This window comes from Streptomyces sp. 6-11-2 (genome assembly GCF_006540305.1).
Classification (GTDB): Bacteria; Actinomycetota; Actinomycetes; order Streptomycetales; family Streptomycetaceae; genus Streptomyces.
This window is the reverse complement of the sequence record NZ_BJOR01000002.1, coordinates 579467-595181: the sequence shown is the minus strand read 5'-3', so window position 1 is coordinate 595181 and position 15715 is coordinate 579467. Positions and strand designations below refer to the sequence as shown.

Here is a 15715-nt window from a genome sequence, read left to right as displayed (position 1 = left end):
CGAGGACGCCCTGCGGGAGGTGCCAGGGTCCGTTGCATGATCGGGATCCGTCCGGTGCGCCGGACTGGTCTGGAGTCGCGCTGGACGTCCCGGTTCGGGCAGGGGAGAGCGAACGCAGTGCAGGCACGGTGCCGGTGATCATGTGAGTGTCGAAGTCCCATGAACACCTGGCGAGTCCGTGCCTGCTCCTGCATCTTCCCTCATCCCTGCCGCGCTGGATCAACTGACCCGGGCCTCCGAGCCGGCTCCGCTGTCGGACGCGGTCGGCCTGTCCGGCTTCCTGGACCTGGTGCCCGACCCGCGAGGCGTTCGCGGACGCCGCTATCCGCTGCCCGCGCTCATCGCCGCGACCGCGGCGAGCGTGCTGGCCGGTGCCCGGTCACTCACCGCGATCGCGGAGTGGATATCCGACGCCCCCGCCTGGGCCTGCCGAGCCCTCGGCTTCCCCGTCGACCCGCTGACCGGCGTCGTGTCCGTCCCGCACCCCCACACCCTGCGACGTCTTCTTGTCCAGCTCGACGGCGACGCCCTGGACCGGGCGATCGGCGCCTTCCTCACCGCCCGCGCCACCCCGGCCAGGCCCGGGCTACGGGCGATCGCGGTCGACGGCAAGGCCCTGCGCGGCTCACGCACCGCCACCACCGCGCACGTCACCGTGCGCGCCGCGATGGAACACACCGGCAGCGTCCTGGCCCAGCGCCAGATCGCAGACAAGAGCAATGAAATCCCCGCCTTCCGGCCCCTGCTGGACACCATCAACCTGACCGACACGGTGATCACCGCCGACGCCCTGCACACCCAGCACGCCCACGGCACCTACCTCCGCACCCGCGGCGCTCACCACATCGCCCAGGTCAAGGCCAACCACCCCACCCTGTTCGACCGCGTCCGCCGCCTGCCCTGGCAGGACATCGCCCTGGACCACTACGAGCGCACCACGGCGCATCACCGCCTGGAGATCAGACAGCTGAAGTCCGCCGCCTTCGCCCACCTTGATTACCCCGATGCCCGCCAGGCCCTTCAAGTCGTGCGCTGGAGGAAGGACTTCACCAGCGGCAAGCTCACCATCGAGCGCGTCTACCTGATCACCAGCCTGCCGCCCGGCACCGCGAGCGGCGCCCGGCTCGCAGCCTGGATCAGAGGGCACTGGAAGATCGAAAACCTGCTGCACCACGTCCGGGACCGGACCTTCCGCGAGGACGACTCCAAGATCCGTACCGGCAGCCTTCCACGCGTCATGGCCGGCCTGCGCAACCTCGCCATCGGCGTCCACCGCCAAGACGGCCGCACCAACATCGCCACCGCCCTACGCCATGCAGCCCGCGACTGGCACCGACCTCTGACCGCCCTCGGTCTCACCGGATGAACCCGGACAGAAGACGATCACGCAACGGACCCTGGGTACGGGTGTAGGTGCGGGCCGTCGGGGTCCGCGCACCGGACGCTTCCGCCAAGGGCGTGCGCGGCGTCTACGAACTCACCTGGGCGCCGGACGGGCGCGCAACGTGGCCCGGCCGCGCTCTTCGCGGGTTCACCCGTGGGCGGCTTCGGCGTGGACCAGGTCGCTGAGGTGGAGCCCGGTGCGCGGTGGGGGTGTGCGCTGGATAGCGAGGAGGGCGGCGTCGTCGGCGAGCGCTCCGTCGGCGTGGGCGCACAGGTCCTGCTCGATGCGCTGGACCAGTGTCCTGGGGCTGCTCCTGGTCCAGAGGGCGACCCGTTGTTCCAGCGGGTAGAAGGTGTGGCTGCTGTCGCGGGCCTCCACGACGCCGTCGGTGTAGAGCAGGAGGGTGTCACCCGGCCGGAACAAGGACGTATGCATGCCGTGGTCGTCGGACCCCAGTTCCCACATGCCCAGTGGGGGCGCCGGGTCGGGGCTCATCAGGTGTGTCGTGCGACCGGACCTGATCAACAAGGGCGGCGGGTGCCCGCAGCTGATCACGCGTATCACGGGGCTGCTGTCGGGGATCTCCACCAGAAGTGCGGTGATGAAGTGCTCCTTGGCCTCCTCGTCCCGCTCGGGGAACTCGGTGAGATAGCGGCTGACGCTGCGATCCAGCGCCCCGGCCAGGGCGGGAAGCGTGGCGTGCTGATGGGCGGCCTCGCGGAACGCTCCCAGCAGCGTGGCCGCCTCCCCGACCGCGGCCAGCCCCTTCCCCCGGACATCGCCGATGATCAGACGCGTACGGCTGCCGGTACGGGCCGCCGCGTACAGGTCACCGCCGATCCGGGCCTCCTTGGCGGCGGCCAGGTACGAGGACGCGATGTGCAAGGCACCCAGCCGGTCGGGAAGGGGGCGCAGCAGGGCCCGCTGCGCGGCCTCGGCGACCGACCGCACCTGGGCCAGCTCCTCGCTGCGCCGGTCGCGCAGGAAGCAGACGAACACGGCGAAGACCGACAGGAACGCAAGTCCGATGAGCTGCGCGACATGGTTCTCGTTAAAGCCGGCCTGGACCGTGGCGATGAGAGCCTGCGCTCCCACAGCCAGCGCCCCGACCAGTGCGGTCAGCCGGTAGCCGGCGAACGAGATGGTGATGGCAGGAGCCATCACGAGCAGCGGACCGAGATGAACGGTCTGCGGGGCACGCATGTCCGCCAAGGTGATCGCCACGATCAGCACAAGAGGAATCGCCACCAGCGCATGACGCGAGCGCCAAGGCTGCCAAACACGGGCAAAGTGCCACCCAAAGTGCATCCCTCCAATATGCACCACCCGCCCAGAAACCGACCGCCTCCCCGATGCCCCCGCCGCCGGACCCGTACCCAGGGAAAACACACCACTGGCCCGCGCCGACAAGGGGTCGGTCAGGCGCTCTGCGCAGCCCGGCTGTGTGGCGGAGCTCACACCCCTGCTGCGAGGCTTCGACCACATCAGCGACGGCGACTCCTGACCGCTGGCTCCCCGGCGCGGCGGCGGAGCCGACGCGCAGGCGTGGCGCGCGCGCCCCGATCCCCGGCTGCGGCCGCACCGCCCATCCCGCCCGTCCCTCTCCCTCACCTTCAGCAGGGACATGGGCGAAAGCGGCCGCAACGGGGATGTCAGGGGTCCGACCACGCCCGTACAGTGGGGGTGACCTGCACGGATGCTGCGGCGTCGCCGCTCGCACGATGAACGACTTGTCGAGCAGCTCGCCTCCCGCGCCCTCACCCACGGACAACGCAAGGTGCACGTCCAGCGCGACGAAGACGGGCGGATCATCGGGACCGGCAGCGAGGGCGACGGCGAGGACCAAGAGCAGGACGACACCCAGGCCGCCGCCGAGTCCGCACTGCTCCACTTCTCCTCTCCCCGAGACGCGGCCACGATCGCAGCGTTCCTGCGCACCCGCGTCTACCGACCCGAATCACTGGTCTGGCTCAAGGGCTACCAAGCCCTCCAGCGCTGGCGGAAGGAGAACAAGATCACCGGCCTCTACGCCGTGCCCTACGACGTCGAGGTCGAAGTCGGCGTCACCAAGGACTTCCCCCTCGGCCGATGGGTCCACCAGCAGCGCAAGGCGCTCCGGGCCGGGGAACTGGAACCGCGCCGCAAGGAACTCCTGGACGCCCCGGAGGCCGGAATGGTCTGGGAACCCGGAGAAGAAGCCTGGGAAACCAAACTCGCCGCACTCCGCTCCTACCACCAGGCCACCGGACACCTCGCACCCCGACAGAACGCCGTCTGGGGCGAGAACGAGGCACTCGTGCCCATCGGACAGCACATCGCCAACCTCCGCCGGAAGGGAGCCAAGAACGGCCTGGGCAAGGACCCGGAGCGCGCGGCGAAGCGCGCGGCACAGCTCACAGCGATCGACCCGGACGGGAACTGCCCGTGGCCACTGGACTGGCAACGCCACTACCGGGTGCTCGCCGACCTCGTCGACGCCGACGGCAGCCTGCCCGACATCGCACCCGGCGTGACGATGGAGGGCGACGACATCGGACGATGGCTCCAGCAGCAGAAACAGCCGAGCACCTGGGCACAGCTGTCCACCGAGCAGCAAGAGCGGCTGTCGAGGCTGGGCGTCAAGCCCACTGAGGCGCCGTCTCCGACCCCGGCAGCCGGGCATGCGAAGGGTCCAAGCAAAGCTCAGGCGGCGTTCCAACGCGGTCTGACCGCCCTCGCCCGATGGGTGGAACGCGAGGGCGCTCACCGGCCCGTGCCGCGGGGGCACAGCGAAGAGGTCACAGTCGGCGGCGAGACCGAGCCCGTGACCGTGAAGCTGGGCGTATGGATCTCCAACACCCGCGCGAGAGGAGACAAACTCACCCAGGAACAGCAGGCCGCACTCGCTGAGCTAGGCGTCAACTGGGCGTGAGCGCGCTCGCTGGCCGTCGTGCCACGCGGCCACAGCGAACAGATCACGGTCGACGGCGAGACCGAGCCGGTAGCTGTCCGACTCGGCGTATCGGGTCCCTCCTCTCACTGCCTTCGCCGTCTGCGGCCTTGCCTGCCCGTACGAGTCAACCCGAGCGGCCCCTCCCCCCGTGCGCCGCCGCGTCCGGCTTCCGTCTTTTCCACCCAGACGCGCGTCGTGTCTCGGTCGGTGTCCTGGGCCCATCTCCCGCACGCAGTGGCGGACTTTGGCATGCTGTCGGCGCCGGCCTGCGTCGTCACTCGGCGGGCAGGGTGAGCGCCAGCTTGCCCGTGACGCGGCCGTCGAGGAGGTGCCGAAGGGCTGCGGCGGTCTCGGCGAGCGGGTAAACGCGGTCCACGACAGGGCGGAGCGCACCCTCGTCGATGAGAGCGGTCAGGTCGCACAGCCCGTCGGCATGCTCGGAGGAAATGAAGGTGCCCAGGTACTGGCCGGTGAACGGGGACAGCATCTGTGCACGGAGCTGCCGGTCAGTGCCGCCGAGCCAGGCGCCGTTCGTCTCGCCGCCAGTGATGACCAACCTGCCGCGAGGCGTGAGGGCGCGGCGCAGATCCCACAGACGGCGGTTACCCGCGATGTCGATGATGGCGTCGTAGCGTCGCGGGGCGGCGAGGAAGTCCTCGCGCGTGTAGTCGATCACGTGGTCGGCACCCAGCGCCCGTACGGCGTCGAGCTTGGGAGTGCTCGCGACGGCCGTGACCCGGGCACCGAGGGCGTGGGCGAGCTGGACGGCGAAGGTGCCCACGCCGCCGGCGGCTCCCGTGATCAAGACCTGCTGGCCTTCCTGGACCTTGCCCTTGTCGCGAACCGCCTGCAACGAGGTGAGCGCGCTGACGGGTACCGTCGCCGCCTCTTCGAAGGTGAGTCCGGCCGGCTTGTGAGCAATCCTGTCGGGGCGGGCGGCGGTGTAGTCGGCGAACGCGGCGACTGCCGTGCCGTACACCTCGTCGCCGGGTGCGAACCCGGTCACGTCGGAGCCGACCGCCTCGACAACACCGGCGATGTTGCGGCCAGGGTTGGGGAGCTTCGGCCTGCGCAGGCCGCTTACGGGTCGGACCGCGTACGGCAGACCGGCCATCATGTGCCAGGTGCCCCGGTCCACGCTGGAGGCGCGTACCCGCACCAATACCTCGCCCGGCCCGATGCCGGGCCGGGCGAGCCGGGCCGTACGCAGCACGGCTTCCGGCTCAGCGCCGTACCGCTCCTGCACGACGGCCGCCATCGTCCTGGTCCCACTGATAGTTGCGATCGACTCGCCGCCCATGCTCCGCATCGTCACTGCTCCCGGTCCGTCTCCACGCGCACTTACAGTGTAAGTATGCACTTGCGCCGAAAGTAGAGCACTTACGGCGTAAGCTCGTCAATGCTGGGAGACCGAGAGAGGAAGTGACCGTCCACCGTGCCCCGACGTACCACCGCGCAGCCGACCCGCGAGACGCTCACCCGGCAGCGGGTGCTGCGAACCGCCGTGGAACTCGCCGACACCGGCGGCCTGGAGACGCTCAGCATGCGCAAGCTCGGCGAGGCCGTCGGCGTCGAGGCAATGTCCCTGTACAACCACGTGGCCAACAAGGAGGACCTGCTCGATGGCATGGTCGACCTGGTCTTCGGTGAGGTCGAACTGCCCGCGCCGGGTGACGACTGGCGACAGGCGATGCGGCAGCGGGCAGTCTCCATGCGCCACGTGCTGTCCCGCCACCGCTGGGCGATCGGGCTGATGGAGTCACGGTCCAATCCGGGCCCCGCCACCCTGCGTCACCACGACGCCGTTCTCGGCTGCCTGCGTCAGGGCGGGTTCTCCCTCACCCTGACCGCCCACGCCGTCTCGGTGCTCGACAGCTTCATCTACGGGTTCGCCCTGCAGGAGAAGACCTTGCCGTTCGACACCTCGGACGAGACCGCGGAACTGGCGGAGTCCATCATGAGCGGTTTCGGCGACGGCGCGTACCCGTACCTGACCGAAATCGCGACCGCTTATGTCATGCGTCCCGGGTACGCCTACGGCGACGAGTTCGAGTTCGGGCTGGACCTGATCCTCAACGGCCTCCAGCAAGCGGCGGGTTGACAGGTTCATCGAGTCGATACCAGATCGCCGCAACAACCTGGTCCGGCACGCCCCTCGCGGCGTTTGCTCAGGGCGTAGAGCAGGTCGTGGGCGAGGGCGGCGGGTGCACCGTTGGCGGGGCTGGGATCTACGGTCAGGCGTCCGACGGCCGGGCTGTGCGCGGTATGCGCGGCGGTCGTCCAGTCGGGGTGGTCGCCTTTGTCGTCACTGCGGTGGACTCCCCGCGGGCGGAGAAACGTACAGGACGTGGGCCGACTCCCAGCGCCCCGCCTGGGACGCCGTCGCCACCTGGATACTCACCCGCCGCATCGACCATCTCATCGCCTGCCGCACCGACCGCCTCACCACCGCCCGCCAGAAACAACTCCTCACCCTGCGGGAACGCTGCGGCATCCGCCTCACCATCCCAACAGGTGAAATCTCTACCGAACCCGGAACGGTTCACCTCGGGATCACCGGCTTAGTTGCACTCATGTGGTCAACGAAGATCCCGGTGTCCCTGGGTTGGTGGCGAGTTGTTCTTGCAGTCGGGCATGCCGGAACTGGTACACGGCCCCGGCTTGTCGGAGAACTCCCCTGCGGTGGGCGTCGTCGAGGAAGGCCATGAGCCGCCAGGGCAACCGACCCGTCGCGCACAGCCACAGCCGGGTGGGGAGCAGCCAGCCCCAGGCGCTCAGGCCGATCGTGAGGGGGCCGACTGGGGCCCAGACGAACACCAAAGCGGAGAGCCCGGGGAGTTGACGGTCGTCGGCCACGAGACCTCCGACTAGCAGTAGCAGGGAGATGCCGGTTCCGAGCACCATCAAGGAGAGGCCTCGGGCAACGACGGCCGCCCGGTCGGCCCTCAGGCTGGCCAGCGGGCTGGAGGTGCGAGCGGTGTCCGCTGTAGACACCAGCCAGTAGAACAGCCCAGCCGCGACGCTGCTGATCACGCCGAGGCCGAAGCCGGCTTGCAGGCCGAAGGCGGTCGCCTTGGTGAAGAGCCGCTCGGGGGTGACGATGGCGAGCCAGTAGCGGAGGCACGACGGCGTCCAGTCGTCCCCAACGAAGGCACCACTGGGCAGCTTCACCATCGTGATGGTATGGATGCCCTGATGGATCTCGACCGGTCCATAGAAGGGGGTGCATTGCGTCCCGTGCGCACCGCAGTCCGCCCACTTGGAGACCTCGGCCAGCGACCCCGGGGCTACGTAGGGTTCGTCACCGGGTTCCTGAATGACGACGCCATGGACCGGGCCGGGAGTGCGCACATATTTGTCGCCATTCGGGAATCGACCGAGAAGCCAGCCGTCCGCAGTGGTGGCATAACGCGTGCCATCAGACCGTTCGTGCAGCACGGCATCAGCCGGAAACTCGTTCTGGCTGGCCCTGAGCGCAAGGGTGGTCCCCTGAGCCAGGCCGAAAGCGGCACCCAGGCAGATACCCGCGAACAGGCCGGTGGCCAGCCCCCGGAACAGGGCCCGGCCAGAGCGGCGATTCTGCCGGGTAGCCTCGCCGCGCCGTTGCGTCGGGGCAGGAATCTTCCACAGCAACCGCAGCACAAGCAGGCCGGCCACTGCGCCAACTCCAAAGCTGACCAGCGCCAGCGTCGCGCTGTCTTCCGTGAGGCGGGAAACCAGATAGGCGACCGCGAAGGCGGTTAGCAGCACGGCTGCCATCACCGTCATCACGCGGAGGAGGACAAGGCCAGCCCCCTTGCCCCTACGGAACGGCGCGGCGGGAAACGGGTCCTTCGTAACACCAAGAACGGCAAGTACAGGCGCGACGGCCAGCCCGGCTGCCACTGCGATTGCCAGCCCACCCGGATCTGACCAACTCTCCCTGAATTCGACTTCGAGCTGACTTGCAAAAAACATCAAGTCGCCCGTGGCGCCCGCAACGACACCCGCGAGCGCCGCCACCGCTGCCAGCATCACCGCGCGCGTTACAAGCCTTCGCCCTGGCCGCCTTCGGGATGCGGTGCGCGCGGTGCCCTGGGACAACACCAGGTATCCGATGCAGACACCGGCAACGGAGGCTGCCCACGCCACCGCCCGATCAATGCCGTCGGTTACCGCCGCCGACGCCGGGACTGTCACGGGGTCTATCAGGAATTAGGTGTGATTCGTCTGTTTGGCCTACGAGTTGTTCGGTGGGCTGTTCGGCCTACACTCTTCCGGCGGTGAGCCGGCCGTCGAAGAGGACGTCGAACTCGTTGAGAGCGGACTTCCAGCGGTTGTTCCAGCGCTGGCGGCCGCGGCCGGTGGGGTCGAGGGCGATGGTGGCAAGGTAGAGGCGTTTGAGGGCGGCCTGCTCGTTGGGGAAGTGCCCGCAGGCCTGGGCCGCCCGCCGGTAGCGGGCATTGAGGGACTCGATCGCGTTGGTGGTGTAGACGACCTGCCGGATCGCGTCGGGCAGGCCGAGGAAGGGCACGAACTCGCTCCAGGCCCGTTCCCAGGTTCCCGCGATCGACGGGTAGCGCTTGCCCCAGGTGGCGTCGAAGTCGGCCAGCCGTGCACGGGCCTCTTCCTCGTTGACGGCGGTGTAGACGGGCTTGAGGTCGCGGGCGACGTCGGCCCAGTCGCGGCGGGAGGCATAGCGCAGGCTGGCGCGGATGAGGTGGACCACGCAGGTCTGCACGACGGTCTGGGGCCAGACGGTGTTCACCGCGTCGGGCAGGGCGCTCAGTCCGTCGCAGACCAGCATGAGCACGTCCCGGACGCCTCTGTTCTTGATTTCGGTCAGGACGGTCTGCCAGTACTTGGCGCCTTCCCCTCCGTTCCCGGCCCATAGGCCGAGGATCTCGCGGTAGCCGTCGGTGGTGACCGCGATGGCCACGTAGATGGGCCGGTTGGCGACGTGACCGTCCCTGATCTTGACGTGCACGGCGTCGATGAAGACGACCGGGTAGACCGGATCGAGGGGGCGGGTGCGCCATTCCGCCATCGATTCCAGGGCCTTGTCGGTGATCGTGGAGATGGTCTCCTTCGTGGTCGTCATTCCGTACGTCTGGGCGAGGTGGGAGACAATCTCGCCCGAGGTCAGGCCTTTCGCGGTCAGCGAGATCACCAGGTCGTCCAGCGCGCCGGTGCGGCGGGCGTACACGGGCAGCATCCGGGGCCGGAAGGTACCCAGCCGGTCCCTGGGGACCTGCACCGTCACGGCGCCGACCTCCGTCATCACCTTCTTGGCCCGGTAGCCGTTGCGCATGTTGCCGCCCGAGCGAGATCCGCGCCCGCCGACCCGGCCGGCCTCGGCGGCCAGGTGCTCGTCCATCTCGGCCTCCAGGGCGGCCTGCATCAGATGCTGGGCCAGTTCGGGCAGCAGCCCGCCCTCGCCCATCAGTCTCAGCCCCTCCCCGCGGACCTTCTCGGCCGCGAGCGCGGCCAGCTCCTCCAGCAGTTCGCTGGACAGACCGTTCGGCGACACCGGCATCGACTTCACGTCGGCACCCTGGACACTGCCGTCGGCCACGGCAAGCGACACGCTGCCCAGGGTCTCGATCCGGTGATCCGTCGTCGTACTCATCAGGTGACTCCTTCGGGGAAGATCACACCTGATTCATGACACTCCCCTGTCACGCAGCCCAGGAGCAGGATCGGTGCCAGTTGGCGCAGCGGCCAGGGCAGTAGCAGGCGCAGTTGCCACCAGGCGAGGTCGCGTGTCTGCTGGTGTTGCAGGTGGCGGGCGAGGAAGCCGAGCCAGCGCCGGGCGTCGTCACCGTTCGCGGAGGGTGCGTCGCGGAATGCGGCGGGCACGAAGGCGTCGAGGAGGTGTTGTTCCAGGATGGCTGGGTCGTGGAAGCGGGGGGCGAGGAGTTCGGCGGGGTCGGTTCGGGTGTCGTCGTAGACGGTGCGGGCCATCGCCACCATCAGTGGGCTAGTGAGTACCTGGCGCAGCGCCCGGGTGGTCGGTTCGTCGGGGTGGGAGCGCAGCCGGTCGAGGACCGGGGCCCAGCGGGTCGTGCGCTGCCCGTTGGGGCCCCGGGTGGGGCGGGCGGTGCGCTGCAGGTAGGTGCTGGCGCCCTCGATGGGGAGGGGCTGCAGTTCGACCACTGCGGCCGCGGTGAACACGTCCCCGTGCTCGACGACGTCGGCATACTCCTGAGTGCGACAGGTCAGCAGGACCGGGGCGTCGGCGTTGAGTTCGGCGTTCAGCCGCCGTACCGCGTGCGCGTGCAAGGGTGCGGGGATCTCGTCAAGGCCGTCGAGGACCGGCAGGATGCGGCCGGCGGCCAGCAGCTCACGGCCCCAGGTGGCCCCGGGGTAGGCGGCGGCCAGCGAGGCTGTCATCCACTCCTGCAGGCTTTGGTGGTCCGGCTGCCAGTTCGACAGGGGGAACACCACAGGAACGGCGTCTTCGGGTCGGCGGCGCTCAAGTAGGTCCAGGGTGAAGCGCAGCGCCAGTACGGTCTTGCCGCTTCCTGGCTCGCCCAGCACCACCAGCCGCCGGGACGGCACCTGGGCGAAGACCTCGGTGATCTTCTCGAGCCGGGCGCTCAGATCTTCCGGGCCGCCGATGTTCTCCCGGTGATCGGACAACCACGGGTCGGCCGACGCCCAGCGGACCTGTAGCGGAGCCGGGTCCTGCAGCCGCCGCAGTCGCCACTCCGCCTGCCACTGTTCCTGGACAACGACGGCCAGATGCCCGGTGAGCCGGTCGATCCGCTCCTGCGGCGACGGCCTGCCGTCATCCGTGGTTCCTTCGCGCAGCAGGCTCACGGCCAAGCCCGTCACGGACAGCCCGAACCCCAGCACCGACGTCAACGGCGCGGTATCACCAAGTTCCCCATTCCTGCCCGCCACGACGAAGACCACACCCGTGACGAGCACCGCCGCCACCCAGATGCCATGCCGCCAGTACCGCATCACGCGGCCCCCCGCCCCCGGCTTCTCCCTGCCCGGAGAATACCTTCCGCCCGCTGTGCCCGGGAATGGGAGACGGGAGTGTCATGAATCAGGTGTGATCTTCCCCGAAGGAGTCACCTGATGAGTACGACGACGGATCACCGGATCGAGACCCTGGGCAGCGTGTCGCTTGCCGTGGTCGACGGCAGTGTCCAGGGTGCCGACGTGAAGTCGATGCCGGTGTCGCCGAACGGTCTGTCCAGCGAGCTGCTGGAGGAGCTGGCCGCGCTCGCGGCCGAGAAGGTCCGCGGGGAGGGGCTGAGGCTGATGGGCGAGGGCGGGCTGCCGCCCGAGCTGGCCCAGCATCCCCTTGAATTGGCTGGGGGGAAGTGCCGTTGCGTACTCTCCGGCGGTCGTGAGCCGCCAGCCGAGCGTTCCCGGTCGAGAGCTGCTTCCAGAGTGCCATACCGCCAGTGCCGTTTCGGCCGAAGTCGGCAAGGAGAGCTGCCACGCGGTGATCCGCCAGGGCCAGGTCGACGGCGGCGTGCTGGCCGCCGTCGACCCGCCGTTTCAGGTGAGGTTCCGCGCCACGATCAGCCGGTTGGTCAGCTCCACCGTGGCGAGGTACCACCAGAAGATCCAGTCCAGGAATGCTTCGTCGTAGTCGCCGCGCTGGTCGGCCCTGCGGTGGCGCAGGTCGTAGCGGTTGGCGATCTCGAACAGCGCCCCTTCGTCGGGCTTGCCGACCTGCTCGTTAATCAGGGAGCGGCGTTCTTCGAGGATGCCCGCAAGGGTGACGATCGCCGATCGCTTGCTCTCGGCTGATGCGTCGCGTCCCCGGAAGAGGGCGATGGCGTGGCGAATCCGGGTGGTGATGTCTGGGGCGCTGTCGGTGAGTGCGCGGTGCACCAGTGCGCTGCGGGCGTCGTCGGTGACGGCGATCAGTCGCCCGAGGTCCTCGCCTTCGGCGGCGAGTTCGTACTCGATGCCGGCCTCGCGCAGCAGCTGGTTGGCCTTCCACCGGTACAGGACGCGTGCCGGGCCGTTGTGGAACTCCGAGTGGTGCCATCCGCAGCCGCTGTAGGAGTGGTAGCGCCGCATGCGGGGGCGGCTCACCAGGTCGTGGAACACCTCGATCAGCCCATAGAAGGTGTCCTCGTCCCATGTCTCCGGTGCCAGGGGCCACAGATGAGGGATGCCGAGACGCCTGTCGATCACCTCGGAGGCGTCCGGGAGCTCGCTGTGGTCGTCGACGCATTCCTCGCCGAACACTTCGACCAGGTAGCCGTTGTCGGCGAACTCGCCGATGAGCCGCGCGAAGTCCCGCCGGGTGTCCCGTGGCGTGCTGCCGTCGTGGGAGAGCCCATTGCCGCGGCGCTGCGGCCAGTACGGTCGCGGCGCGGCTGCTTGCCTAAGCTCGGATGCCCGGCTGATGAGCTCCGTGAACCAGTCGTGCTGGTCTATCACGGCACGCCTGGTCCCCCATCCGGTGGCAGTGGTCGCCCATGGATCGGCTGTCGGCGCTGTGTAGTTGGGCAGATCCTCGAAATCGGCGACTGCGGTCGTGCCGGCCAAGGCCTCCGTCATGAGCCATTTCGCCCGGTCCTGCCAGGAGCCCGTGGACCGGAGGACGCGCTCACCCTCGGACACGAACAGCGATGCAGGCCAGAGGAGTTCGTAGTTACTCAGGTCCAGACTCACTACAACATCATCACCCATCGGGGATGGGTCCTGGCCCTGAGCGATGAATTCCCGTCTCAGTCCCGGATGAGCTCCTGGAACTGTGGGCATCCGATGGCATGCCACTCCCTGACGAGGACTTCACCGGCAACGATCACGACCTCTGCGTGCCACGGCAGACAGTCGTGGCACGCATGGATCTCGTATGAGTTGCCGTCGTCGTCGAACGCCTTGAGGTCGACGGAGCCGACCGGCGCTCGGTGGGTGACGTCGTGCTGCGGATCGGAGCCTTCTGTCATGGGGGTCAGTATCTACGAGCGCTCGGAGGGCACTTCGGGAATGGGAACACGCGCTGAATTTTCGCTGCGGTAGTTCTTCTGGGTCTCACCGCGCCCCGCATGAAGGCACAGGCATGCCGCCCGGGAGGGTGAGGCAGGCGTCATGGCCTGGTGGCCTGAGGGACTTCGCCCGTTCAGCGCGGGGCTTCGGCGCCGCCGCCGTGACGGACCCGTTCCAGGATCTGCTCGTGCAAGGCGGCCAGGCCCTCCGGCGGCACCGGGACGGGGCTGCCGGTGAGGACGTACCACTCGTCTGCGTCCGTGTACTGGATGGCGATGCCGACGCGCCCGTCGGGCAGCAGGCGGGTGGCGATGGTGAGATCGCCGGTGATAACGCCGACCTCGTCCGTCATCGCGCCGCCGGGGCCGGCCTTCACCTTGCTGACGAGCTGCTCCGGCTGTGGGGAGTGTGCGTTCATGAGGGGCAGGTACCCAGCATGTCGGTCAGCGTGGTCTTCTCGTTCTCGGTCACCGACAGTTCGTAGGTGGACTTCACCGACACCCAGGCGCGCGCGTAGGTGCACCAGTACGTTTTGGACGGCGGCTGCCACTCGTCCGGTCCCTGGTCGCCCTTCGACCGGTTCGAGGCGGCGGAGACGGCAAGCAGCTGCGGGTGCGTCAGGTCGTTCGCGAAGGCTTTCCGCTTCTCCTGCGTCCACATGTTCGCGCCGGAGCGCCAGGCGTTCGCCAGCGGCACCATGTGGTCGATGTCGAGGTCGGAGGCGTTCGTGAACGTCTTGTCGTCGTACACGCTCACCCATCGGCCGGACACCGCCCGGCATTCGTCGTCCCGGGTGACGCTAGTGCCGTCGCGTTTGAGGACCGTCTCGCGGGTGTCACAAGACTCACCCTGCGAGGCCCAGTGGGGGAACTTGGCGCGGCTGTAACCGGACATCGAGCCGTGCGTCGCCGCCTTCAGCTCCGCGAGCTCCGTACGGGCCTGCTCAGCCGACGGCACGCCCAGCAGCGTGCCGGTGTCGGTCTCGCCGCCCGGTGCCCCAGCCGAGGGCGAGGCGGACGGCTTGGCGTCGCTCGCCTGGGGTGCCGCCGGATCGTCGACGGCCGTGCAGCCGGCCACCGCGAGGACGGCCATGACAGCCAAGCCCTGCCCCCACCTCCACTGCTGACGCCCCATGACCTGCCGTTGCCTCCCGCCGATGACCATACGGGCCTCAGCGTACCCGCACGGGGCCGCCCGCCTGGTCGCCACACCCGCAGGACGCTGTGGGAAAGCGGCGAAGGGGCGTTGTCAGTGGGTGACCATAGCCTGGCGAGACGGGAACCGCAGAGAGGTACGCCCATGAACGCCAGTTACTACCGGTGCCAGCTGGACAGGAAGAACAAGGCTCGCGCTGACGCGGAGAAGAAGGTCGGAGAGTTCCGCAAGAGGGAAGCCGACAAGCGTGCGAAGGCTACGAAGGAGAAAGCGGCCGCTGCCAAGGCGAGCAGCCAGAGCACCATCAACAGCAAGCTGCGTGCTGGCCAGCGGTACGAGAACGAGGCCAACAAGGCGAGCCAGGACGCCAGCACGTGGAGCGCCAAGGTGGGCAAGCTCTCCAAGGAGGCAGCTGACCTGTCGGCAAAGCTGGCGAAGGCGGAACAGGCTGAGCGGGCGGCCGCGGAGAAGGCTCGCCAGCGTGAGCAGCAGAAGACGGAGCAGCGTGCCGCAGCTGAGCAGCAGAAGATCGAGAGTCGTCTGTCGACGACAGAGTTTCAGGTGCGCACGGTGCTGAGGGAACTGCGGGCCCCGAAGCCGGAGAAACTGCGGGTGCTGCTGCTGGCGGCCGCTTCTGCCGGTGACCTGCGAGTTGGCCGGGAGCAGCAGAGGATTCGTGCGGCCGTGCAGAGTGCCACCCATCGGGACCTTGTCGAACTGGATCTCCACCCGGCCGCTACGGCGGACGTCTTCCTGGATGCGCTGACACGGTTCCGTCCCCACGTCGTGCATTTCTCCGGTCACAGCACGCAGGACCTGATCGCTTTCGAGAAAGACGAGGACGGCTTCCACGAAAGTGCCATCGTCAGCGCCGGCGCCTTCGCCCGGGCCATCGCCGCCGTGGACGACAAGCCGCTGCTGGTCCTGCTCAACTCCTGCCACTCCGCGGCCCAGACCGGGAAGCTGGTCGACACTGTGCCTTTCGCCATCGGAATGTCCGACACCATCGGCGATGTCGACGCCATCACCTATGCCGCCCGGTTCTACGCCGCCGTCGCCGACGGCCAGTCCGTACAGGCCGCCCATCTCCTCAGCCGGGTGGCCATCGAAATGAACGGCCTGCTCGACCGCGACCTGCCGACCCTGACCTGTGCAGCGGACGTCGACCCCAGCGCTGCGAAGCTGGTGACGCCGCCTCCGGAGTAGGACGTGGGTCGAGCACGGTATCGCGTGCATGAGCATCTGTTTTTCCGCGGATGCACGAGCGAGCCCGGACCGATCGGTCCGGGCTCGCGGGC

General features: G+C 68.7%; 12 protein-coding genes and 1 pseudogene. 4 read left to right on the top strand and 9 right to left on the bottom strand.

The window, feature by feature from the left end:
• Positions 1 to 178: 178 nt before the first annotated feature.
• Positions 179 to 1366 carry an ISAs1 family transposase gene (locus TNCT6_RS38885; protein ID WP_253266550.1) on the top strand — a complete coding sequence of 396 codons (1188 nt, stop codon included), beginning with the start codon at positions 179 to 181 and terminating at the stop codon, positions 1364 to 1366.
• Between the two features lie 165 nt (positions 1367 to 1531).
• Here TNCT6_RS38885 and TNCT6_RS38880 read toward each other — a convergent pair whose 3' ends face one another.
• Positions 1532 to 2632, bottom strand: coding sequence for a PP2C family protein-serine/threonine phosphatase (locus TNCT6_RS38880; RefSeq protein WP_253266549.1), 1101 nt, complete (start codon positions 2630 to 2632; stop codon positions 1532 to 1534).
• A 448-nt stretch (positions 2633 to 3080) separates the two neighbouring features.
• On the opposite strand from TNCT6_RS38880, the pseudogene TNCT6_RS38875 reads away from it, so the two are divergent.
• A pseudogene (locus TNCT6_RS38875) lies at positions 3081 to 4295 on the top strand (helicase associated domain-containing protein); the annotation flags it as partial.
• Positions 4296 to 4590: 295 nt separating this feature from the next.
• Here TNCT6_RS38875 and TNCT6_RS38870 read toward each other — a convergent pair.
• Positions 4591 to 5574 (bottom strand): NAD(P)-dependent alcohol dehydrogenase, encoded by a 984-nt coding sequence (locus TNCT6_RS38870; protein ID WP_141367829.1) that lies wholly within the window; start codon positions 5572 to 5574, stop codon positions 4591 to 4593.
• 177 nt (positions 5575 to 5751) lie between these two features.
• Between TNCT6_RS38870 and TNCT6_RS38865 the strand changes: the two genes are divergently transcribed.
• On the top strand, positions 5752 to 6417 hold the full coding sequence (locus tag TNCT6_RS38865; RefSeq protein ID WP_141367828.1) for a TetR/AcrR family transcriptional regulator: 666 nt from the start codon (positions 5752 to 5754) through the stop codon (positions 6415 to 6417).
• A gap of 470 nt (positions 6418 to 6887) precedes the next feature.
• Here TNCT6_RS38865 and TNCT6_RS41565 read toward each other — a convergent pair whose 3' ends face one another.
• The 7 genes from TNCT6_RS41565 to TNCT6_RS38830 all read right to left on the bottom strand — a co-directional run bounded on the left by TNCT6_RS41565 (position 6888) and on the right by TNCT6_RS38830 (position 14354).
• Positions 6888 to 8495, bottom strand: a complete 1608-nt coding sequence (locus TNCT6_RS41565; RefSeq protein ID WP_172633324.1) for a hypothetical protein — start codon at positions 8493 to 8495, stop codon at positions 6888 to 6890.
• A gap of 67 nt (positions 8496 to 8562) precedes the next feature.
• The gene (locus TNCT6_RS38855) at positions 8563 to 9831 is read right to left on the bottom strand and encodes an IS256 family transposase (RefSeq protein WP_141366885.1); all 1269 of its coding nucleotides are present in this window, start codon (positions 9829 to 9831) and stop codon (positions 8563 to 8565) included.
• Positions 9832 to 9923: 92 nt separating this feature from the next.
• Positions 9924 to 11264, bottom strand: a complete 1341-nt coding sequence (locus TNCT6_RS38850; protein WP_141367826.1) for an NACHT domain-containing NTPase — start codon at positions 11262 to 11264, stop codon at positions 9924 to 9926.
• Between the two features lie 549 nt (positions 11265 to 11813).
• Positions 11814 to 12944 (bottom strand): hypothetical protein, encoded by a 1131-nt coding sequence (locus TNCT6_RS38845; RefSeq protein WP_308789498.1) that lies wholly within the window; start codon positions 12942 to 12944, stop codon positions 11814 to 11816.
• 56 nt (positions 12945 to 13000) lie between these two features.
• Positions 13001 to 13222: a hypothetical protein gene (locus TNCT6_RS38840; RefSeq protein WP_141367824.1), complete on the bottom strand. Its 222-nt coding sequence runs from the start codon at positions 13220 to 13222 to the stop codon at positions 13001 to 13003.
• 173 nt (positions 13223 to 13395) lie between these two features.
• A complete protein-coding gene (locus TNCT6_RS38835; RefSeq protein WP_141367823.1) occupies positions 13396 to 13680 on the bottom strand; it encodes a hypothetical protein in 285 nt (94 codons plus the stop codon).
• Entirely contained in the window at positions 13677 to 14354 is a 678-nt protein-coding gene (locus TNCT6_RS38830; RefSeq protein WP_141367958.1) for an HNH endonuclease family protein, read from the bottom strand. The genes TNCT6_RS38835 and TNCT6_RS38830 overlap by 4 nt, the downstream gene beginning before the upstream one ends.
• Positions 14355 to 14561: 207 nt before the next feature.
• Here TNCT6_RS38830 and TNCT6_RS38825 point away from each other — a divergent pair, with 207 nt between their 5' ends.
• A complete protein-coding gene (locus TNCT6_RS38825; protein ID WP_141367822.1) occupies positions 14562 to 15623 on the top strand; it encodes a hypothetical protein in 1062 nt (353 codons plus the stop codon).
• Positions 15624 to 15715: the final 92 nt, after the last annotated feature.

Coding starts and splice junctions, on each gene's coding strand:
- TNCT6_RS38855 (WP_141366885.1), bottom strand. CDS start 9,831: ATGCCGGTGTCGCCGAACGGTCTGTCCAGCGAACTGCTGGAGGAGCTG.
- TNCT6_RS38830 (WP_141367958.1), bottom strand. CDS start 14,354: ATGGCCGTCCTCGCGGTGGCCGGCTGCACGGCCGTCGACGATCCGGCG.
- TNCT6_RS38850 (WP_141367826.1), bottom strand. CDS start 11,264: ATGCGGTACTGGCGGCATGGCATCTGGGTGGCGGCGGTGCTCGTCACG.
- TNCT6_RS38840 (WP_141367824.1), bottom strand. CDS start 13,222: ATGACAGAAGGCTCCGATCCGCAGCACGACGTCACCCACCGAGCGCCG.
- TNCT6_RS38825 (WP_141367822.1), top strand. CDS start 14,562: ATGAACGCCAGTTACTACCGGTGCCAGCTGGACAGGAAGAACAAGGCT.
- TNCT6_RS38870 (WP_141367829.1), bottom strand. CDS start 5,574: ATGGCGGCCGTCGTGCAGGAGCGGTACGGCGCTGAGCCGGAAGCCGTG.
- TNCT6_RS38835 (WP_141367823.1), bottom strand. CDS start 13,680: ATGAACGCACACTCCCCACAGCCGGAGCAGCTCGTCAGCAAGGTGAAG.